This window comes from Burkholderia sp. BCC0097 (assembly GCF_902832985.1).
GTDB classification, from domain to species: Bacteria; Pseudomonadota; Gammaproteobacteria; order Burkholderiales; family Burkholderiaceae; genus Burkholderia; species Burkholderia orbicola.
In genome coordinates this window covers 284,880-304,219 of the sequence record NZ_CADFDM010000009.1, presented here as the reverse complement: position 1 = coordinate 304,219, position 19,340 = coordinate 284,880, and the positions used below count along the sequence as shown (strand labels likewise).

Sequence of the window (19,340 nt, the reverse complement as noted above, 5' to 3'; positions counted from 1 at the left end):
CCCGCAGCTACGGCATCGCCGACCGCTCGATCACGATCAACGTCGTCAATGCGATTCCGTCGACCACGCTCGCGTTCGGTAATGCAGCGGGCCAGAGCGGCTCGACGCCGCAGGCGTCGCAAGTGCGGGTCGCGACCGGGCAATCGACAGCTGGGGCGATTGCACGGGATCGTTCAGCCTCGCCGGCGGCGACGCATCGTTCGCGATCGCGTACACACATCCGTTCGGGTCGCAGCCGACCACCGTCAGCGTCACGCCGTCGGCCGGTTACGTATCGGGCGCGGACGCCGCGACGTTTCCCGGCCACGACTCGGTCGCGAATCTCAACCTGTATCGCGGCGTCGCGACCGCGAACGGTGCATGGGTCGTCCCGCTCGCGCAGCTCGCGACGCCGTCGGCCAACAACTGCCAGGATTTCGCGAACAGCATGTTCGGCAGCAACGTGCGCACGGCCGCGGCGATCCAGTCCGCGTATCAGGACACGGGCGCGCTCGGCTACGTGCCGCCCGCCGATTTCACCGGCGGCCAGCTCGCGGGCTTCGTCGCGCAATGGGTGCAACGCTGGCAGAACGGCGCGTCGTACACGGTGCTGCCTGGCGCCGATGCGCAACTGATCGATGCGCTGAAGCAGTACGTGTCGAGCGCCTCGAATGCGGGCCCGCTGACGATGTGGGTGCCGCAGATCGCGTGGCAGGCCGGCTCCGATCCGGCGGTTTTCTCACTGACCGGCTATCGCGCGTTTCCGTTCGTCGACGCGCAGGGCAACTGGGTGGCGGCGACGCTGTCTGCGTTCCTGACGCTGCTGGCGGCCGGTTCGCACCTCGTCGCGATCAGCGCGACCAGCGACCTGCCGGCGGGCGTGACGATGCAGGCCTTCGACAGTTTCATGGGCGCGAGCGGGCTGTCGACGTCGACGGATATCGGCAACTCTCACTACGCATCGGTCGTGAACACGACGGGCCGCTATTACCTGAGCGTCGGCAACGATTTCGCGCCGGCGAACTGCGGGCTGATCCTGTCGTTCCTGTACGGGCGCACGGTGAACAACCTGCTTGCGGGGGCAGGCACGTACAACACGTTCATCCAGCTCGAAGGCTGGCAGGCCGGCGGCTCGCGTCACAACGCCGACTACGCGACGTATCAGCAGACGCTGTGGAACATCTCGACGTACGGCGCATCCGCGTACAGCGAGAAGCGTGCAACGTCGATCTTCCTCGCGCCAGCCGGCTGGACGCCGCAGGTCTATCAGACGACGCGGATGATGCCGTACGTCGGCGCGTATGCACAGTCGAACGGCGCGCCGCAAGGCTGGCTGAACACGTCGCTCGTGACGATTCCGGCGGACGCGCCGCCGCTGCCGTCGCGGTATGTGATGAGTTGATTTGGCGCAGAGGCCGGCGTTCGGTCGGCCCGGCCTCTTCGCTGCCTTGCTTCGTGCGTACGTCGCCGATGGGTTTTGCCGTCAGCGCGGCGCTTCGTCGGCGCGTTTTCGCGTCCGCGCCCGCCGCTCGCTGCGTTCGGCGGCCGGGACGGTCTTGACGCCGCGCAACGGCGGCCGGCGCACGAGCGCCGCCATCTCGCGCCGCAGCGCCTCGAGTTCGCGGCCGCGTGCCGCGTCGGTCGCCAGTGCGCCGTCGAGTTGCCCCTGGAGCACGCCGCAGCGATGCAGCGCGTCGCCGAGTTGGGCCTGTAGCGCAGCCGTGTCCTTCCGCTGCTGCGCATCGCGCTGTTCCGCGCGCGATGTCGCTGCGTCGAGTTCCTTTTGCAAGCGCGCGGCCGCGAGCCGCTCGCGATCGATTTCCTGAAGCGCCCGCTTCTCCGATGCGCGCAGGCGCTCCTCGGCGCGGCCCGCGTCGTCGCGCAACCGGTCGAGCTGGGTGGTGAAATCCGCGCGAGCCTCGGCGAGTGCGCGGTCGCCCTCCGCGTTGTCGGCCTTCAGGCGTTCGATCTCCGCTTTTAGCGCTTGATGAGAGGCATCGTCCGCCGCCCTCGCCTGCTCGAGTTCCTGAATGCGGACCTGCGCGGCCAGCAGTGCGGCCGTGCGTTGCTCCAGCGCGGTTTCGGTGCGGGCCAGTTCGGCCTGCAGCGTCGCGACTTCCGCTTGCGCCGCCGCCCGCTCGGCCTCGACCTCCGCGCGCAGCGCATCGAGCGCGGCGGCCGCGTCGGTGCTCGACCGGCTCCACAGCGCCGCGACCAGTTCGCCGGCCGCTGCCTGCAGATCGGCCGGCAAGTCCGGATGCTCGATGCGCACCCGGCTCTTTTCCCGCAGCTCGGCCCAGAACTCGCCGAGGACAGCCGTCGGCGTGCTCATGCTGCCCTTTCGAACGAGCTGGTACAGGCGGTTCGCCGTCGGTGTGATGCCGAAGCGGAAGAACAGCAGCGCGCAGACTTCGCGGTACAGCTCGCGCGTTTTCGGGAATTCGGCCTTGAGGCGCTCGATTTCGGCGGTCAGGCGGGGTTCGTCGGCAGCGAGATCGGACATGGCTGGCTTTGAAGGAAATTTCATCAATAATATAACGTAAACCGTCAAATATCCAACCAATGGAATAATTGAGTTTGACATTATTTCTATAATGTCGAGAATTTCTCGGGGCAGGCGTGCAAACCCGGCTCTGCTTGTGAGTACGTGGCGTGGTGAGGCAAGAAAACGCTGGAATCCCCTATCGGGCCATGGCCCATAGATTCGCCGAGTGTCTCGGGTAATCCTCCGGATCGGGAGCGCCGCCCTCTGCACGGCAGGCGAAGGCGTGCGATCGCGCGACGCCGCACACGCGCCCGGCAACAAAACACGAGCGAGCATGCGACGGCGGAACGAAACGCGACGGCCTTCATTGGCCGGGCGTCGCTTCCCTGAACACGTCGATCAACTGCCCCGTGAGGAAGGCCGGATCCTCGCCCGGCGCCGTCGTTGGGTCTGTCATTCGCGTGCCACCGTGGGCCGGTAACGTCCGAATTCGTCCCCGATTCCGACAAGCGATCCGCCATGCAGCGCCCGTCGCGCGCCACGTCCCACGTCTACGCAGCCACGTCCCGTGCCCTCGCCGTCAGCCTCGCGATCAACCTGCTGCTGCTCGCCGTCGAGACGGCGGCGGCATGGTCCGCACATTCGTCGGGGCTGCTCGCGGACGTCGCGCACGCCGCGATCGACTTGGCGGCCGATGCGCTGATTCTCGTCGCCTGCCGGCTCGACGCGCGCCTGCCGCCGGCGCGTCGGCCGACCTACGAGCCGCTCGCGCTCGCCGGCCTCGGCGCATTGCTGGCCGTAACCGGCGCGCAGATGATCTGGCATGCACTGACCCGGTTCGATACGCCGCCCGTCGTGCAACCGGGCGCGACCGCACTTGCGCTGGTTGCCGTCACGCTCGCCGGCAAGGCCGTGTTGTCGTACTGGATGTTGCGCAAGGCACGCGAGACCGGCTCCGCGCTGCTCGAGGCAAGCGGCTGGCACGTGCGGACCGATGCGCTGTCCTCGTTGCTCGCGGCGCTCGCGATGAGTGCGGCATTGGTCGGCTTCGGCCGTCTGGACGATCTGGCCGCGCTCGCGATCGGCGCGCTCGTCATTCGCACGGGTGTCGGGTTCATCCGGCGCGGCTGTGTTCAGTGGCCGGCATTGGCCGAATGGGCGAATCGCTCGACGCGCGGTTCGTGAACGCCGCGGGTATCGTCCAACATCCGGTTTCACGTCGTGCCTGCACGATTGGGGCTCCACACAACAGGCTATCGTTTGTTTTCTGTTGATACAGTCTATGGTTTGTATTTTGACAATACATACCATAGACTGTATTTTCCGATTACAGTCGATCGCCTGTTCTCTCGCGGAGCGCCAGATGGCCTTTCCTGTCCAGACCCTGACCCAGTTGCGCCCGATACTCGTCGGCTTCCGGAAATCCGCGGGGCTCACGCAGGCGCAACTGGCCGCCCGCCTGGGCATCACCCAGCAATCCTATGCCCAGCTTGAAGCCAATCCGTCGGCGGTTAGTATCGAACGACTTTTCAAGGTGCTGAACACGCTGGGCGTTCGCATGATGCTCAGCCTGGACGAACGGGATGCACCGGCGGATGCCGCCGACACGGCTTCCGGCGCGGCGCCGGCGGCACACAAGCCGGTCGAGGGCAAGCGCGGCACCACGGCCGCCAAAGCCCCGACCGAAGCCGCCGTCGGCGCCGCGCGAAAGCGCCCGAGCGCGACGGCTCGGGCGAGGTCACGCGTGTCGAAGCGGGAGGACTGGTGACGATGGCCGCACGCGCCCGCCACGACCGGCTCGATCTGTGGATGAACGGCATTCCCGTCGGCTACTGGGAAATCCGCCGCGGGGTCGAGCGTCTTGTCTATCTGCCGGACTGGCTCGACGATCCCCAAGGCCGGCCACTGTCGTTATCGCTGCCCTTCACGCCCGGCAACCAGCCGCACCAGGGCGCGATCGTGGCCGACTACTTCGACAACCTGCTGCCGGACAGCGAGCCGATCCGCCGCCGCATCGCGCAGCGTTACCGGCTCGGATCGACGGCGCCGTTCGAATTGCTCGCGTCGATCGGCCGCGACTGCGTCGGCGCGATCCAGATGCTGCCGCCCGGTGAGACGCCCGTCGATCTCGAGGCGATCGAAGGCGCGCCCCTCGACGACACAGCCGTTGCCGAGGTACTGCGCCACGCAACCGCCACCCCGCTGCCCGGCCGCGCGGAGCCGGACGCCGATCTGCGCCTGTCGATTGCCGGCGCGCAGGAAAAGACCGCGCTGCTGCGTCAGCGCGATCGCTGGCTGCGGCCGTCGGGCAGCACGCCGACGACGCACATCTTCAAGTTGCCGCTCGGGCGCGTCGGCAACATGCAGGCCGACATGCGCACGTCCGTCGAAAACGAGTGGCTGTGCTCGAAGCTCGTCGCCGCGTACGGCTTGTCGGTCGCGCCGTGCGAGATTGGCCGGTTCGACGACCAGAAGGTGCTGATCGTCGAGCGTTTCGACCGGCGTCCGTCACGCGACGGCTCGTGGATCCTGCGACTGCCGCAGGAGGACATGTGCCAGGCGACCGGCACGCCGTCGGGGGCAAAATACGAATCGGACGGCGGCCCCGGCATCGAGACGATCATGGGCCTCCTCGCGAATTCGGCCGATGCCTCTCGCGACCGGATGAATTTCTTCGTCGCACAACTGGTGTTCTGGGTGCTGGCGGCAATCGACGGCCACGCGAAGAACTTCAGCATCGCGCACCTGCCCGGTAACGCGTATCGCAGCACGCCGCTGTACGACGTGCTGTCCGCGCATCCGATCATCGGTACGCGCCGCAACCAGATTCCGCCGCGCCGCGCACGTCTCGCGATGGCCGTCTGCGGGAAGAACCGGCACTACGTGATCGGCGAAATCCAGCCGCGCCACTGGATCGCGCAGGGCCGGCGCGTCGGCTTGACCGAAGACGACGTGCGTGCCGCAATGGCGGCCGTCGCCGCCCGGACGGAGCACGCGATTACCGAAGCCGCCGCGCAGATCCCTGCAGATTTTCCGGCGGACGTAGCGGACGCGATCTTCGCGGGCATGCGTCGGCACAGCCGCAAGCTCGCGGAGGCGGATCCGGCGTGACGAACCGACCGGCCGCGACGGGGCATCGGTCTTCACTGCGCTGGTTCAATGGCTGCCGAGCCACCACTCCCTGTCGTCGCTGTACAACCCGCCGCCGCGATGCGTACGGCCGCGACGCCTGGCGCCTGGCAGCGTTACCGGTACACGGGCCGCGCCGCATGCTCGGCGCAGCGGGCCACGATTTCGCCGCGGTCTGCAAGATCGGCACGACCGAAGGCGTGCCCGACACCGGCGCCTGACCGTTCAGCTTGCGTCGCGCGCGCGGGCAAGCGCCGCGAGGTTGCCCTCGCCGAACCCGTGGTGCCCCTTGCGCTGCACGATCTCGAAGAAAATCTCGCCGGGGCGGCGTTTGACGAAGGTCTGGAAGAACAGCCTCGGCACGCCGTCGCTGCCGATCTCTCCGTCGACCAGCACCGCGCGGCGGCGCAGCGCGTCGAGATCCACGCCATGCGCGGGCAGCCGCGCATCGACGTCGTCGTAATAGCGCGCAGGCGGCTCGATGAACTCGACGCCGTTCGCCCGCAGGGCATCGACGCACGACAGGATGTCGTCGGTGGCCAGCGCGACGTGCTGCACGCCCTCGCCCGGATGGTCGGGCAGGTACGCATGCATCAGGTCGGTACGCCGCGTGCCTTCCTCGTAGACCGGAATCCGGACCGCGCCGCACGGCGACACCATCACGCGCGATTCCTCCGACACATGCCAGTGCGCGTCGATCTGGTGGATCTCGCGAAAATGCAGCAGGTCGTGGTAGAAATCCAGCCACTCCTGCATCCGTCCCGCGCCTACGGTTTGCGTGAAGTGGTCGACCTGCAGCAGGCCGACGCCCGCGCAGTCGAGATCGGTATGCGCGGTCGCGATGTCGATCGGCCGGAAATCGATGTCGAAGATGGAGATGTCGCCGACGCCGCCGCGCTGGCCGTCCCGCCCGCGCCAGCGGTCGACGAAATACAGATGCGAATCGCCGATGCCCTGGATGGCAGGGATCTTCAGCTCGCCGACGCCGACCTTTTCGCCTTCGAACGCCCACGCTCCGAGCTGGATCGCGCGTTCGAACGCACGCCGGGCGTTCGCCACGCGCAACCCGATCGCGCAGACGCCCATCCCGTACTCCTCCGCATAGCGCGCGGCAAACGAATCGGGCTCGGCGTTGATCAGGAAATGCATCTGCCCCTGCCGGTACAGCGTGACGTTCTTGCTGACGTGCCGCGCGATCGCCTTGAATCCGAGCTGCTCGAAGCGTTGCGCGAGCGCGTCCGGCACGGGCGCCGCGAATTCGACGAATTCGAGGCCGGCCATCCCGAGCGGATTGGCGGCCGGATCGGCGACGGGCGGCGTATCGCTGGACAAGGGGTGGGAATTGCCGGGCATTCCAGTCTCCGGGGGCATGCGGTCGATGGGGAATCGGGCCTGTCGCGTGCGGCATGCGCGGCCGATGTGGCGGCCTTGCCTCCGCCCCGAACGGGCGAGTTGTCGATGCTGCAGATTTTAACCAGATCGTTCATGGCGGCACACCCCGGCCGAACGGGATATCGCCTCGCTGCCTAGTGCAAACCCGAAAAGCGTTCGATAATCGCACGGAATTGAACGATAATCGCGCACTTTATCCGATTGGCCAATTGCCGCCGCGCGGTCCGCGCCCTATTCTCCGTTCACCCATCGACTTCAATGCAGCATCGGACGCGGCGCCGCCACGATCCACGATGCGCCGTGCCAGGAGACATCGCCATGACCCCTACCTTCGACACCCTCGACGCCGCCGCCGGCGCCCGTGCGCGCAGCCAGACCCGCAAGGCCGCGATCGGCAGCTTCGTCGGCGCCGTCGTCGACTGGTACGACTTCCTGCTGTACGGGATCGTCGCCGCGCTGGTGTTCAATTCCGAGTTTTTCCCGAAAGTCAGCCCGACGATGGGTACGCTCGCAGCGTTCGCCACCTTCGGCGTCGGCTTCCTGTTTCGGCCGCTCGGCGGCATCGTGTTCGGCCACTACGGCGACCGGCTCGGCCGCAAGCGGATGCTCGTGCTGACCGTGATGCTGATGGGGCTGTCGACGGTCGCGATCGGCCTGCTGCCGGCGTTTGCGACGATCGGCTGGTGGGCGCCCGTGCTGCTGGTGCTGATGCGCGCGATCCAGGGTTTCGCGGTCGGCGGCGAATGGGGCGGCGCGGCGCTGATGGCAGTCGAGAGCGCGCCGAAGCAGAAGAAGGCGTTCTACAGCAGCGGCGTGCAGGTCGGCTACGGCGTCGGGCTCGTGCTGGCCACCGGCATCGTCTCGATCCTCAGTCATACGCTCGGCGAGGCCGCGTTCAAGTCGTGGGGCTGGCGTCTGCCGTTCGTGTTCAGCATCGTGCTGGTGCTGATCGGGCTGTGGGTGCGCAAGAACATGGACGAATCGCAGGAGTTCGTCGAGAAGGTCGAGCACGGCAACCGCAAGCTCCGCCTGCCGGTGCTGGAAGCGCTGACGCGCCACCCGAAGGCGTTCCTGCTGATCGTCGCGCTGCGGCTCGCCGAACTGTTCACGATGTACATCGTCACCGCGTTCGCGCTCAGCTATTCGACGACGAACCTCGGCATGTCGCGCGACCTGTTCCTGAACATCGGCCTGCTGGTAGGCGCGGTGAGCTGCGTGACGATTCCCTGCTTCGCGTGGCTTGCCGACCGCTACGGCCTGCGCCGTATCTACCTGATCGGCGCCCTGATCGGTCTTGCGTCCGCGGTGCCGTTCTTCGTCGCACTGGAAGCGCGGTCGATCGCGTGGATCGTGATCTTTTCGATCCTGTTGGCGAACGCCGCGCACGACATGGTCGTGAGCGTCCAGCAGCCGCTGTTCACCGAGCTGTTCGGCGCCGAATACCGCTACAGCGGCGCGGGCGTCGGCTACCAGTTCGCGAGCGTCGTCGGCGGCGGGTTCACGCCGTTCATCGCGGTCGGCCTCGTCAGCGTGGCCGGCGGTTCGTGGCACCTCGTCGCCGGCTACCTGGCGGTCGGCTGCCTGATCTCGCTGGTGGTCGCCGCGCGGATGCGGGCGGCGCGATGACGACCTGAGCGAATGGCCGGTCCGATTCGCGGCCGGCCATTTCGCCATGCCGGATGACATTCGACCGGTCGCCTCTCGGGCGCGACGTCAAACACTGTCAGTTACGCGCGCCGATTCCCCCTTTTCCCGTCGGAACATGCCACGCCGCGTGCCGACCAATGGCATCATATGGGCCTACGTCAGTCACCGATACGCCCCCATATCATGTCGAATCTCATCGTCCACGGCGGCACTCCGCTGCGCGGGGACATCAAGCCGTCCGCGAACAAGAACGCCGTCCTGCCGATTCTGTGCGCCACCCTGTTGACCGATCAGCCGCTGCGCCTCGTCGGCGTGCCCGACATCACCGACGTGCGCAAGATCCTCGACATCTTCCGCACGCTCGGCAGCGACGTGTCGGTCGATTTCACGACGGGTCTGCTCGAGCTTCACCATCGCAACACCAAGTTCGATCCGGCGGTCCATCGGCTGCCCGAGGCGATGCGTTCGTCGATCATGCTGATTCCGCCGCTGCTCGCACGCTTCGGCGTCGCGCGCCTCGAGAACGACGTGAAAGGCTGCACGCTCGGCGTGCGCGAGATCGATCCGCACGTCGAGGTGTTCGAACGTTTCGGCGCGCACATCGAGCGCACGCCCGATTCGCTGATCGTCCGTACCGACGGCCCGCTGACGGCCAACGATCACTGGCTCGACTACGCGTCGGTGACGACCACCGAGAACTTCGCGCTGTGCGCGACGGCCGCGAACGGCACGTCGACGCTGATGAACGCGGCCTCCGAGCCGCACGTGCAGGAGTTCTGCCAGTTCCTCGCGATGATCGGCGTCGCGATCGAGGGCATCGGTACGTCGCGGCTGTGCGTGACGGGCGGCGGCAAGCTCGGCGGCGGCGAGTTCCGCTTCGCCGAGGATTTCCACGAGATCGCGACGTTCCTCGCGCTCGGCGCGATCACCGGCGGCGACATCACGGTGCGCAACTCGTCGCCCGAGCATTTCCCGCTGATCGACCGCACGTTCGCGAAATTCGGCGTGACCGTCACGCACCGCGACGGCTGGTCGCGTGCGCACCGCGACGGCCCGTTGCGCGTGCGCCGGCCGTTCACGCAGAACATCCTGACCAAGGTCGAAGCCGCACCGTGGCCGTACCTGCCGGTCGATCTGCTGCCGATCTTCATCGCGCTCGGCGTGCGCGCGGAAGGCAGCGCGATGTTCTGGAACAAGGTCTACGACGGCGCGCTCGGCTGGTCCGGCGAACTGTCGAAGTTCGGCGCGCACGTGTTGTTGTCCGACCCGCACCGGCTGATCACATTCGGCGGGCTGCAACTGACGCCGGCGCGCGTCGAGAGCCCGTACATCATCCGCGTCGCGATCGCGCTGCTGATGGTGGCCGCGAGCATCGAAGGCCGCTCGGAAATCATGAACGCGCTGCCGATCCGCCGCGCACATCCGCATTTCGTCGAGAACCTGCGTTCGGTCGGCGCGAACGTCGAGTGGACGAGCAGCGAGTAAATCCCTGATGGATGCGGCGCGCGCAACGGTCGCGTCGCATCCGGTTCCTCGGCTTTTCATGCCGTATCGGTCGCTTCCATGCGCGGCCGCGCAGCGTTCTGCCATCGGTTGTCATCTGCTTACGGCAGCACACTGCGTGCTGCTTCACGCCTCTTCCCCGCAGTCAGCGCCAGCCCGACGATGCGTCATCGGGACGTCTACTCCCGCGCCCTGCCGGCATTTTCCCGCTCACGGCACAACCAGATTCAGACCTGTCCAATTGCCCAAGCATGAGCCCGGCCATAGGCTGCCTTCCTGACCCCCGCGGATAGCGCCAAAAAACCGCGCACCCGCGCTCCAGCAGGACAATGCACCGCCTATGGAACCCCGATTCACCCTGGCGCAGATGCGCGACGTCTGGATCGACGCGTATCGTCACGCCGACGTCGAACAGCTCGATTTCGTCGCAAGCCCGAACTTCTTTGTTCTGCACGAAGCTCACATTCGCACGAAAGCGCAATTTCTTGCGCGAATGCGCGTCGTAGCGGCCGAACGTGCATCGAACAGATCGGGTATCGCATATCGGGACGAAACCATGCAAATCGTTACGCGCGGACAACGGGCGACGATAACGGGCATCGGGACGGTACGAATCAACCAGGCAATCGATTCCCGCTTCGATTTCGTCGAGCAGTGGTGCGTGATCGACGCGCGATGGCGCATTGCCTCGCTCCGCCACGAACACAAGTAAGCTGGACCGCGCCGCGGCTGCGTCCCGGCGCTTGAATGAGTCGACTCAATCCGACTCGTTTGCGTCGTTCCGCCTGAACCTGAAATCGCCTGGCAGCTTGCCTCTGAAACGCCTCAACGGCAGGAGAATTGCTTTGGGGCTCGCGTTGCGGCTCTCAGCCAAAGCACCTGCACGGTAAACGACGATTTCGACTTCGTCGCCTTCACGCAGCCCCCACTCATCGACCAGACCGGCCGGAAGGCGCACGGCCAGACTATTCCCCCACTTCGCAACCCGCATACGACCTCCTTGAATAGATGTCGTCGACTCTATATCTGCCGCTATCCAGCGGACAAGGATGGCGGATCGACCGATTTCCCGTTACCCCACCACTCGCGCGATAATCGCCCATTCCTGCGCGAATACCGCGCATCTACCCGCGCGCCGCCCATGACGAAAAAGCCCGACCTCGACCGACGCGACTGGATTGCCGGCCTCGAAAAAGGCCTGATGATCCTGGAGGCATTCGATAGCCAGCACGCGCGCATGACGCCTACCCAGGCCGCCGCGCGCACCGGCCTCACGCGCACGGCCGCGCGGCGCTACCTGCTGACGCTGGAGTCTCTCGGCTACGTGTACACCGACGGCAAGCTGTACGGCCTCACGCCGCGCGTGCTGCGGGTCGGCTGGTCGTACTTCGATTCGGCGCGGTTGCCGCGCACGGTCCAGCCTTATCTGCAGCAACTGAGCGCATCGCTGAACGAATCGGCGTACGTCAGCGTGCTCGACGGCTGGGAGCTCGTGTTCATCGCCCGCAACGGCGTGTCGCGCGTGATGACGACGGGCTTCGTGCTCGGCGCGCGCGTGCCGGCGCCATTGACGTCGCCCGGCGTCGTGCTGCTCGCCCATCATCCCGATCGCGAAGCCGTGCGCGCGTGGCTCGACGAGACCGAGCTGCCGCCGTTCACGCCGCACACGATCACCAACAAGGCGCGGCTGCTCGAACAGGTCGACCAGGCGCGCGACGCCGGCTACGCGGCGATCGAGCAGCAATTGCAGGTCGGCGTACGCGGGATCGCGGTGCCGCTGAAGAACCGTCACGGCGAAGTCGTCGCCGCGCTCAGCACGAATATGCCGATCGGCGCGGAGACGACCGACGCGGCCGTGCGGCGCGTGCTGCCGCATCTGCAGGAAGCCGCGCTCGCGATGCTCAACGTGCTGTAGCGACCGGCGCCGCCGTCACCCGATCCGCCACCACCGCGGCAGCAGATTGCGCACTTCGCGCCGTCGGTAACGATCGTCGATCAGATGCACGACGCCCTCGTCTTGCTCGGTGCGGATCACGCGCCCCGCCGCCTGCACGACCTTCTGCAGCCCCGGATACAGGTACATGTAGTCGTAACCGTTGCCGAAGCGCGCGTCCATCGCGCGCCGCATCTGCTCGTTGATGTCGTTGACCTGCGGCAGCCCGAGCGTCGCGATGAACGCGCCGATCAGCCGCTCGCCCACCAGATCGACGCCTTCCGAGAAGGCCCCGCCCAGCACCGCGAAGCCCACGCCGCGTCCACCGGCGTCGAAGCGCGCGAGAAACGCGTCGCGCTCGCTTTCGGCCATGCCGGGCGCCTGCGCCCACACGGGAACGTCTGGATGGCGCGTCTGCATCAGCGCGACCACGCGCCCCAGGTAGTCGAAGCTGCTCAGGAAGCCGAGATAGTTGCCGGGCCGGGCCGCGTATTGCGCGGCGATCAGGTCGGCGATTGGCTCGAGCGAGCGATCGCGGTCGCGCCAGCGTGTCGACACGTGGCTCGCGACGCGCACCGTCAGTTGCTCGGCGCGAAACGGCCCGTCGACGTCGAGCCAGCCCGTATCGCCGGGCAGCCCCAGCGTGTCGCGATAGAAATGGAACGGGCTCAGCGTGCCCGAGAACAGCACGGTCGCGCGCGCGGCTTCGTAGCGCGGCGCGAGGAAACCGGCCGGGATCACGTTGCGCACGCACAGCGTCGACTGGACGCGGCGCCGGCGGCCCGCCGTCGCGACGCCGTCGAGTCCTGCCTGGCGCGGCATCGGTTCGCCATGCAGCGTCGCGTCGAAGATCGACGCGCTGTCGAACGCTTCAGCCAGCACGCCGAACTGGATCGCCTCGAAATGAAAGCGCAGCAGCGCGTCGCCGTTCGCGCGCGGCGCGTCGGTCAGGTGTTCGCCGATCGCCGCGACGAGGTTTTGCACGGCCGACACGATCGGGCCCGGCACGTCGGGATAGGCCGCATAGCGCTCGGCCTGTGCACGATTGAGCGTGCCCCACGCGCGGGCGAGCCGGTCGAACGCCTTGCGCAGCGCGGCAGGCGCGGCTTCGCGCGCGGCCGCGAACGCGAACGGATCGAGCGACGCGCTGTACATCTTGCGGGCGCGGTCGAGCAGGTTGTGCGCTTCGTCGACGAGCACGCCGACGCGCCACTGGTTCTGCTGCGCGAGCGTGTGCAGCATCGCGCTGCCGTCGTAGTAGTAGTTGTAGTCGCCGATCATCATGTCCGACCAGCGTGCAAGCTCCTGCGCCAGGTAATACGGACAGACGTCGTGCGCGAGCGCCGCGGTGCGCACGGTATCGCGATCGAGCAGCCCGGCCCCGATCGCCGCATCGCGCGCGGCCGGCAGTCGGTCGTAGAAGCCTTTCGCAAGCGGGCACGATTCGCCGTGGCACGCGAGGTCCGGATGCTCGCACGCCTTGTCGCGCGCGACGAGTTCCAGCACGCGCAGCGGCAGCGCGGGCGTGCCGGCACCGAGCGTCGTCGCCGCTTCGAGTGCAAGCGCGCGGCCGGGCGTTTTCGCGGTCAGAAAAAATACATGGTCGAGCTCGCCCTCGCCGCATGCCTTCAGCAGCGGAAACACGGTGCCGAGCGTCTTGCCGATGCCGGTCGGCGCCTGCGCCATCAGGCACTGCTCGTCGCGCGCCGCGCGATAGACGGCCACCGCCAGCTCGCGCTGGCCGCTGCGGAACTGCCCGTGCGGAAACGCGAGCGCACGCAGCGCCGCGTCGCGGGCGGCGCGATGGGCCGTCTCGCGCTCGGCCCAGCCGACGAAGCACGCGCACTGCTCGGCGAAGAAGGCGGCAAGCGTGCCGGCATCGAGCGTTTCCGTCAGCACGGTCTCGCGCTCGGACACGATGTCGAAATACACGAGCGCGACGTCGATTTGCTTGAGCTCGCGCGCGTCGCACATCAGGTGCGCATAGACCTTCGCCTGCGCCCAGTGCAGTGCGCGATGGTTGGCCGGCATCGCGTCGAGGCTGCCGCGATAGGTCTTGATTTCCTCGAGCCGGTTCGCCACGGGATCGTAGCCGTCCGCGCGGCCGCGCACGGTGAGCGTGCCCCACGTGCCGGCCAGCGCGATCTCGGTTTCGTAGCGCGCGCCGCGCTTCGACGTGACCGCGCCGTGGCCGGCGATGCCTTCGAGCGCGGTCGGCGCGGGCGTGAAGCGCAGGTCGAGATCGCCGCGCCGCGCGGTGAACTCGCACATCGCCCGCACCGCGACGACGTAGCTCATGCGGACAGCCCCGCCGCTTCGGCGTGCGCCACGCCCTCACTGGCCCACTCGACGTCGACGACGCGCACCGGCATGCGGTGGGCGATACAGTAGGCGAGCCAGCGCGTCTGGTTGTCCTGCAGCCGGTCGCCGGGGCCCTTCACCTCGATCAGCTCGTAGCGCCGCTCGTCGGGCCAGAAGCGCACGAGATCGGGCAAGCCGGACCGGTTGCTGCGGATATCCGCGAGCAGGCGCGTGAACCACAGCCGCAGATGCTCGGGCGGCAGGCACGCGAGCGCTTCGTCGAGCAGCGCGTCGGTCAGCACGCCCCAGAACACGAACGGCGACTGCAGCCCGGTTTTCGTCGCGAAATGCCGGCGGATCGTGTCGCGGTACGCGCCCGACTCGAGCTGCGCGAAGCAGGCGTCGAAGGCCGCCGCGCGGCGCACCGCGAAATCGGGGGCGTGCAGGTCGGCCGGGCCGCGCTGGAACGGGTGAAAGAATGCGCCGGGCACGGCCGCGAACACGGGCTCCCAGCACAGCAACCCGAACAGCGAATTGATCAGCGTGTTTTCGACGTAGTGAACCGGTGAGGCCGGCTGCGCAAGATGATCGCGTACCGCGAATTCGACGCTGACGGACGCGTCGGGGCGGGCGAGCACGAGCGTCTCGCGTGGCACGGCCGCGGCAGCGGCCGCGCGCTCGACCCGCTGCCCGGCGCGGCGCTGCAGGCGCGGCAGCATGCGCTCGACCCGCTGGCGTTCCTCGTCGCTCTCGAAGCCGCCGCGCGCGTCGAGCGCCAGCGCGAGCGCGTCGTCGTCGCGCCCGCAGCGTTCGAGCACGCGGATGCGCCGGTGCCGGCTGCCGGGCCACGCGCTGCGCGTGTACGCGTCGAGCGCGGCGCACCAGTCGGCACGGCGCTCGCACGCCTGACCGAGCGCGAACAGCAGCTTCGCGCGGCGCGTCGCGAGCCACGGCTGCGCGCAGTCGACCGCGTCCAGCGCGCGGATCAGGTCGTCGAACGGCAGATCGTCGGGCCACGCCTCGAGCGCGTCGCGGCACATCTGCAGCGCCAGATACGCATCGACGTCGCCGCGCTGCTGGAACGCACGCGACGACGGCGCGATCGGCACGCTTTCGTACTGGAACACGCCGAGATCGGCGAGCACGAATTCGCTCCAGTCCTGATGCAGATTGCCGAAGAACATCAGCCGCAGCCGGTCGCACAGCGCGCCGACCGTCACGCGCAGCACGCGATCGTCGGGCTGCGCGCACCAGGCGTCGAGCGGTTGCGCGACGTCGTGCGTGGGCCGCAGCCGCTCGAGCCAGTCGGCCTTGCGCTCGCCCGCATGCGCGGCGAGCGCCGGAAAGATGCGCAGCAGCTCGGCCTTGGTCGACAGCGCGAACAGCGCGTCGAGCGTGAGCGCCGGCGCCGGATCGACCCAGCCGAGCGCGACGAGCGGTGCGGCGGCATCGAGCGTGCAGCCGATCTCGTCGTACACGAGCTTGCTCGCGCGGAAATCGGACCCGTTGCGCATCAGCATCCGCACGAGCAGCGCGCGCGACGCCTGCGGCAGCGTCGCGAACTGCCGGACGAATGCGTGCTCGTGCGCATCGAACAGGTCGTCGTAACGCTCGCCGAGCCAGGCCAGCGCGCGTTCGAAATTGGTCAGGTAGTAAACCGCCGGAGGCGTCGGCGAGGCAGGCGTCACGGGGATCGATCACTGTACGTTTGTACAGGTCGGAATCATAGCAAATATGACGGGCCATGCCGCGCGCGGCATCGCCCTTCCGCCGCCCGGCCCCGGTCAGAACTGGTAATTCACCGACATGTCGAACACGCCGTTGGTCGACTGCTGGGTGATCGGGCTGCGCGCCGCGCGGCCGACGAGCTGCTCGAGCGCACCGTCCATCGTGACGAACCAGTGCTTGTTCACGAACCACACCATCGTCATGCCCACGCCGGCCGACTTGATCCCGGCCCCCGACGAATAGGCCGGCAGCCCCGAGCGCGCGGCGGCGCCCGGGTTCACGCCGAACCAGCTGTTCATGTAGCGGGAGTCGGCGAACGTCACGGTCGGCCCCGCGAACCAGAAGAAGTGCTCGTTGCTGCCGGGCATCGGCATGTACGCGGAGAAATCGCCGGTCCAGCCGTTCGACCCGCCGATGCTGCGCCGGACGTCCGCGCGCAGCACGAGCGGGAAATCCTTCGAGACCACGTAGTCGGCCGCGAGCTTCATCACGGGCGCCGCGTTGATGTTGTCGAGACCGTTCAGGTGGCCGAGATCGTCGGCCGAACGGCGCCCGAGGTCATAGCCGACCGACAAACTCACGCGCCAGTTCGGCCCGCGCAGCACGTTCGCGCCGAGCCCCTCGCCCGTCGACAGGAAGAACAGGTCGCGATAGCGGATGTCGAAATTCGGGCCGCCCATCACGCGATAGCGGTCGGAGCCCGCATAGCGCGGCTGCAGCGTCATCGCGGCGCCGACGCTCACCTGCCAGGTGGGGATGTTCGGATCGAAGAGTTTCTGGAGCGGGACCCCCGCCGTGTATTGCCATTCGCCGAGCGGCGAAGGCGTCTGGGCCGACGCGTCGCGGGCGCCGGCGGCGGCGAGCGCCGCGAATGCCGAGAGGCTGGATACGAACCGGCGTGCGCCGGGTGACTGCAACAGGCGAGCAACAGTGGTCAAGGCGATCTCCGTCGGCTGCACGAAACGAACCTGAGGGAAAGCGCGTCGCGCTTCACCGGCTGCAACGGCAGGCAGCCAGCGGCGCGAACGTAGCATGCGCTGAATTAACGGACATCCTACGCGACGCGCGCACAGACGCAAAGCGCCCGTTGTGTACGGGCACTTTGCCGGAATCCGGCATGAGCCGGGGGATGATTGCGGAATCAGAAACGCTCGACGTGATAGTCGCCGGCGAGCGCGGCCGGACTGCGCGTCGACATCATTCGCGAGAAGCCGTCGGCGAGCCGGCCGAGCGCGAGCTGCTTCTGGCTCGCGTCCCAGTGCGTGTAGGTGTCGTATGCGGCATCGTCGAACGAAACGGTGACGGCGACCGGGCGGCCGCTCGCACGAAAACCGATCTGCAGCACGCCGCCCGGCAACTCCTCGATGTGATAGCGCAGCGAACGCGATTCGAAATAGCGGCCCAGTACCTGAGCGATCGCGCGCTTGTCTGGCGATTGCACGTGAATGTCCATGACGGTCCTCCTTTTCAGTGTTCGCGCGGCCGGTGGCGGCGCACTGCCCCCGCCCGGCATCCGCATCGGCGGCGGGTTCGACGGCGGGTCGCCCTGCGGCAAGCCGTCGGGCACGGGCGGATCGACCGGATCGTCGTGCCCGGGCGGCGGCGGATCGGGGTCGACGTCGGGGGTCGTCGGTTCCGGGCGGTGCAGCATGGATGGCGTGTTCATGTCACTCCTGCGCGACGGCGCGCGCATCTCGATGGCGAGACGACTGCCAGCAAGCGCCGTACCTGCTCCCGCGCCGTGAACCCGGCCGCCCGGTTCAGGCGTCGTACGCCGCCATGACGAGCCACATCGTGCGCCCCTCGGCGCTCAGTTGCACGGCGAGCGCGAACGGATCGGACGGTTCGCATCGCGCGACGAGCGCCTGCTGCGCACGTTCGGGACCGTCGTAGACGGTGTCGTTCAGTTCGCGCACCTCGTCCTTGCCGTCGAACATGCGCCGCTCCGGCCGATAGACCAGCGATTCGCGCTTCCATGCGGCGAAACGCTCGCGAACGTGGCCGAAGTCGCCGCCGCAGACGTTCGCGTCGTAACGTATCCTTTCCCTGGCTGCATTCATCGCGATGTCCTCTCGTCCATACCGGACGCGTATGCGTCGTATCCGCATGCCCTGCCGGTTCCCGCCGGCTTGCAAGCGTCGTGCCGCGGATGCCGCGGGTACGCCGCTTGCGCGTTTTCATCGACAAGGAGGTTCGATCATGACCGCTCACGCCCCCGGCCGCCGCGACGCCGTGTCACCGGCTGCCGGCCTGCTCCGGCTCGCCACGTCGCGCCCGCCGTCCGAAGACAAGACGGAGGAGCGCATCGACGAAGGGCTCGAGGAGACGTTCCCGGCCAGCGACCCGCCCGCCGTCGGCGGTGCGACGCGCATCGAGCCCGCCAAGCCGTCCGGCGAGCGCGAACGTCGCCCGCCGCACGTCCCTTCCCCGCCCCGCGATCACGGCTGACGGCGGCACTGGCGCGCGGTGCATGGCAGTGCGCGCGCCGGTCAAATCAGGAGGCAATCCGATGAAAGTCCTTGAACGCAGATGGCATGAAATCAGCGGTGCTGCCGGCGTCGCCGCGCTGGCCGCGATCGAAAGCGCGGTGGTGCTGGCGATCGTCACGATGACGGGCATCGGCCACTGACGTCCCGCATCGACGCCGCGGCTGCCGCCGTGGAAGATGTACAAGCGGGCTGGCAAATTTCTCCGTCGCTCGGCAACCCGGGCCCGGCGTGTGCGCATCGCGCGCGGCACGCGGCCTGCTCCCGTATCGTCCCGATCACGAAGGAGGCGTTCATGTATCGCGTCAACGAGATCATGTCGCGCGACGTAGTCTGCGTCGCGCCGACCGACACGATTCGCCATGCGGCCGAATTGATGCAGCGCTTCGATATCGGCGTGCTGCCGGTTTGCGACGGCACCGAACTCGTCGCGATCGTGACCGATCGCGACCTCGCGGTGCGGGCGCTGTCGCACGGCCACTCGCCCGATACGCCCGTGCAGGCGGTCGCGTCCAGGCCCGTGCAGTGGTGTGTCGAGGACGACGGCGTCGGTGACGTCCAGCAACGGATGGCCGACGTGCAACTGCATCGTTTGCCGGTGCTCGACCGCAGCCTGAAGCTGGTCGGCATGGTGTCGCTCGGCGACATCGCGACGCGCGCGGGCGGCCCGGCGCGCGACGAGCTGGCCAATACGCTCGAGGACGTATCGCTACCGCGCCGCCGCTGACCGGCGTTTCCCTCATCCCGCGCTGCTACC

Annotated in this window: 18 protein-coding genes; 10 read left to right on the top strand and 8 right to left on the bottom strand. The window is 67.9% G+C overall.

The window, feature by feature from the left end; translation table 11 throughout:
• Nucleotides 1-427: 427 nt before the first annotated feature.
• Nucleotides 428-1,381 (top strand): hypothetical protein, encoded by a 954-nt coding sequence (locus HWX07_RS37060; protein WP_244130051.1) that lies wholly within the window; start codon nucleotides 428-430, stop codon nucleotides 1,379-1,381.
• 81 nt (nucleotides 1,382-1,462) lie between these two features.
• Here the strand turns inward: HWX07_RS37060 and HWX07_RS28960 are convergent, their stop codons facing one another.
• Entirely contained in the window at nucleotides 1,463-2,482 is a 1,020-nt protein-coding gene (locus HWX07_RS28960) for a DNA-binding protein (protein WP_175878623.1), read from the bottom strand.
• A gap of 501 nt (nucleotides 2,483-2,983) precedes the next feature.
• Here HWX07_RS28960 and HWX07_RS28955 point away from each other — a divergent pair.
• The 3 genes from HWX07_RS28955 to HWX07_RS28945 all read left to right on the top strand — a co-directional run bounded on the left by HWX07_RS28955 (nucleotide 2,984) and on the right by HWX07_RS28945 (nucleotide 5,575).
• Nucleotides 2,984-3,649 carry a cation diffusion facilitator family transporter gene (locus HWX07_RS28955; protein ID WP_175878610.1) on the top strand — a complete coding sequence of 222 codons (666 nt, stop codon included), beginning with the start codon at nucleotides 2,984-2,986 and terminating at the stop codon, nucleotides 3,647-3,649.
• Between the two features lie 178 nt (nucleotides 3,650-3,827).
• Entirely contained in the window at nucleotides 3,828-4,232 is a 405-nt protein-coding gene (locus HWX07_RS28950) for a helix-turn-helix transcriptional regulator (RefSeq protein WP_175878609.1), read from the top strand.
• A gap of 2 nt (nucleotides 4,233-4,234) precedes the next feature.
• Complete coding sequence (locus HWX07_RS28945) at nucleotides 4,235-5,575, top strand: type II toxin-antitoxin system HipA family toxin (RefSeq protein WP_175878608.1); 1,341 nt, start codon at nucleotides 4,235-4,237, stop codon at nucleotides 5,573-5,575.
• Nucleotides 5,576-5,818: 243 nt separating this feature from the next.
• Here the strand turns inward: HWX07_RS28945 and HWX07_RS28940 are convergent, their stop codons facing one another.
• A complete protein-coding gene (locus tag HWX07_RS28940; protein WP_012340026.1) occupies nucleotides 5,819-6,946 on the bottom strand; it encodes a VOC family protein in 1,128 nt (375 codons plus the stop codon).
• A 357-nt stretch (nucleotides 6,947-7,303) separates the two neighbouring features.
• On the opposite strand from HWX07_RS28940, the gene shiA reads away from it, so the two are divergent.
• From shiA to HWX07_RS28925, 3 genes are all read left to right on the top strand, one after another.
• Nucleotides 7,304-8,611 carry a shikimate transporter gene (gene shiA / locus HWX07_RS28935; protein ID WP_175878607.1) on the top strand — a complete coding sequence of 436 codons (1,308 nt, stop codon included), beginning with the start codon at nucleotides 7,304-7,306 and terminating at the stop codon, nucleotides 8,609-8,611.
• Nucleotides 8,612-8,815: 204 nt separating this feature from the next.
• On the top strand, nucleotides 8,816-10,117 hold the full coding sequence (locus HWX07_RS28930; RefSeq protein ID WP_175878606.1) for a UDP-N-acetylglucosamine 1-carboxyvinyltransferase: 1,302 nt from the start codon (nucleotides 8,816-8,818) through the stop codon (nucleotides 10,115-10,117).
• A 358-nt stretch (nucleotides 10,118-10,475) separates the two neighbouring features.
• On the top strand, nucleotides 10,476-10,847 hold the full coding sequence (locus HWX07_RS28925) for a DUF4440 domain-containing protein (protein WP_012493332.1): 372 nt from the start codon (nucleotides 10,476-10,478) through the stop codon (nucleotides 10,845-10,847).
• A gap of 45 nt (nucleotides 10,848-10,892) precedes the next feature.
• Here the strand turns inward: HWX07_RS28925 and HWX07_RS28920 are convergent, their stop codons facing one another.
• The gene (locus tag HWX07_RS28920) at nucleotides 10,893-11,126 is read right to left on the bottom strand and encodes an AbrB/MazE/SpoVT family DNA-binding domain-containing protein (RefSeq protein ID WP_012340030.1); all 234 of its coding nucleotides are present in this window, start codon (nucleotides 11,124-11,126) and stop codon (nucleotides 10,893-10,895) included.
• A gap of 150 nt (nucleotides 11,127-11,276) precedes the next feature.
• Between HWX07_RS28920 and HWX07_RS28915 the strand changes: the two genes are divergently transcribed.
• Nucleotides 11,277-12,050, top strand: coding sequence for an IclR family transcriptional regulator C-terminal domain-containing protein (locus HWX07_RS28915; RefSeq protein ID WP_006485222.1), 774 nt, complete (start codon nucleotides 11,277-11,279; stop codon nucleotides 12,048-12,050).
• Nucleotides 12,051-12,065: 15 nt separating this feature from the next.
• On the opposite strand, the gene HWX07_RS28910 is transcribed toward HWX07_RS28915, so the two are convergent.
• The 5 genes from HWX07_RS28910 to HWX07_RS28890 all read right to left on the bottom strand — a co-directional run bounded on the left by HWX07_RS28910 (nucleotide 12,066) and on the right by HWX07_RS28890 (nucleotide 18,157).
• The gene (locus tag HWX07_RS28910) at nucleotides 12,066-14,366 is read right to left on the bottom strand and encodes an ATP-dependent DNA helicase (protein ID WP_175878605.1); all 2,301 of its coding nucleotides are present in this window, start codon (nucleotides 14,364-14,366) and stop codon (nucleotides 12,066-12,068) included.
• Complete coding sequence (locus HWX07_RS28905; RefSeq protein WP_175878604.1) at nucleotides 14,363-16,057, bottom strand: VRR-NUC domain-containing protein; 1,695 nt, start codon at nucleotides 16,055-16,057, stop codon at nucleotides 14,363-14,365. Before HWX07_RS28905 ends, HWX07_RS28910 begins: the two co-directional genes overlap by 4 nt.
• A 96-nt stretch (nucleotides 16,058-16,153) precedes the next feature.
• Nucleotides 16,154-17,035, bottom strand: a complete 882-nt coding sequence (locus tag HWX07_RS28900) for a MipA/OmpV family protein (protein WP_012340034.1) — start codon at nucleotides 17,033-17,035, stop codon at nucleotides 16,154-16,156.
• A 203-nt stretch (nucleotides 17,036-17,238) separates the two neighbouring features.
• Complete coding sequence (locus HWX07_RS28895; protein WP_041492268.1) at nucleotides 17,239-17,550, bottom strand: hypothetical protein; 312 nt, start codon at nucleotides 17,548-17,550, stop codon at nucleotides 17,239-17,241.
• A gap of 307 nt (nucleotides 17,551-17,857) precedes the next feature.
• Nucleotides 17,858-18,157, bottom strand: coding sequence for a hypothetical protein (locus HWX07_RS28890; RefSeq protein WP_012340036.1), 300 nt, complete (start codon nucleotides 18,155-18,157; stop codon nucleotides 17,858-17,860).
• A 139-nt stretch (nucleotides 18,158-18,296) separates the two neighbouring features.
• Here HWX07_RS28890 and HWX07_RS28885 point away from each other — a divergent pair, with 139 nt between their 5' ends.
• The gene (locus HWX07_RS28885) at nucleotides 18,297-18,545 is read left to right on the top strand and encodes a hypothetical protein (RefSeq protein WP_175878603.1); all 249 of its coding nucleotides are present in this window, start codon (nucleotides 18,297-18,299) and stop codon (nucleotides 18,543-18,545) included.
• 333 nt (nucleotides 18,546-18,878) lie between these two features.
• Complete coding sequence (locus tag HWX07_RS28880) at nucleotides 18,879-19,310, top strand: CBS domain-containing protein (protein WP_006491217.1); 432 nt, start codon at nucleotides 18,879-18,881, stop codon at nucleotides 19,308-19,310.
• Nucleotides 19,311-19,340 lie beyond the last annotated feature (30 nt).

Coding starts and splice junctions, on each gene's coding strand:
- HWX07_RS28895 (WP_041492268.1), bottom strand. CDS start 17,550: ATGGACATTCACGTGCAATCGCCAGACAAGCGCGCGATCGCTCAGGTA.
- HWX07_RS28940 (WP_012340026.1), bottom strand. CDS start 6,946: ATGCCCGGCAATTCCCACCCCTTGTCCAGCGATACGCCGCCCGTCGCC.
- HWX07_RS28930 (WP_175878606.1), top strand. CDS start 8,816: ATGTCGAATCTCATCGTCCACGGCGGCACTCCGCTGCGCGGGGACATC.
- HWX07_RS37060 (WP_244130051.1), top strand. CDS start 428: ATGTTCGGCAGCAACGTGCGCACGGCCGCGGCGATCCAGTCCGCGTAT.
- HWX07_RS28880 (WP_006491217.1), top strand. CDS start 18,879: ATGTATCGCGTCAACGAGATCATGTCGCGCGACGTAGTCTGCGTCGCG.
- HWX07_RS28955 (WP_175878610.1), top strand. CDS start 2,984: ATGCAGCGCCCGTCGCGCGCCACGTCCCACGTCTACGCAGCCACGTCC.
- HWX07_RS28960 (WP_175878623.1), bottom strand. CDS start 2,482: ATGTCCGATCTCGCTGCCGACGAACCCCGCCTGACCGCCGAAATCGAG.
- shiA (WP_175878607.1), top strand. CDS start 7,304: ATGACCCCTACCTTCGACACCCTCGACGCCGCCGCCGGCGCCCGTGCG.
- HWX07_RS28885 (WP_175878603.1), top strand. CDS start 18,297: ATGACCGCTCACGCCCCCGGCCGCCGCGACGCCGTGTCACCGGCTGCC.
- HWX07_RS28915 (WP_006485222.1), top strand. CDS start 11,277: ATGACGAAAAAGCCCGACCTCGACCGACGCGACTGGATTGCCGGCCTC.
- HWX07_RS28950 (WP_175878609.1), top strand. CDS start 3,828: ATGGCCTTTCCTGTCCAGACCCTGACCCAGTTGCGCCCGATACTCGTC.
- HWX07_RS28925 (WP_012493332.1), top strand. CDS start 10,476: ATGGAACCCCGATTCACCCTGGCGCAGATGCGCGACGTCTGGATCGAC.
- HWX07_RS28890 (WP_012340036.1), bottom strand. CDS start 18,157: ATGAATGCAGCCAGGGAAAGGATACGTTACGACGCGAACGTCTGCGGC.
- HWX07_RS28945 (WP_175878608.1), top strand. CDS start 4,235: ATGGCCGCACGCGCCCGCCACGACCGGCTCGATCTGTGGATGAACGGC.
- HWX07_RS28910 (WP_175878605.1), bottom strand. CDS start 14,366: ATGAGCTACGTCGTCGCGGTGCGGGCGATGTGCGAGTTCACCGCGCGG.
- HWX07_RS28920 (WP_012340030.1), bottom strand. CDS start 11,126: ATGCGGGTTGCGAAGTGGGGGAATAGTCTGGCCGTGCGCCTTCCGGCC.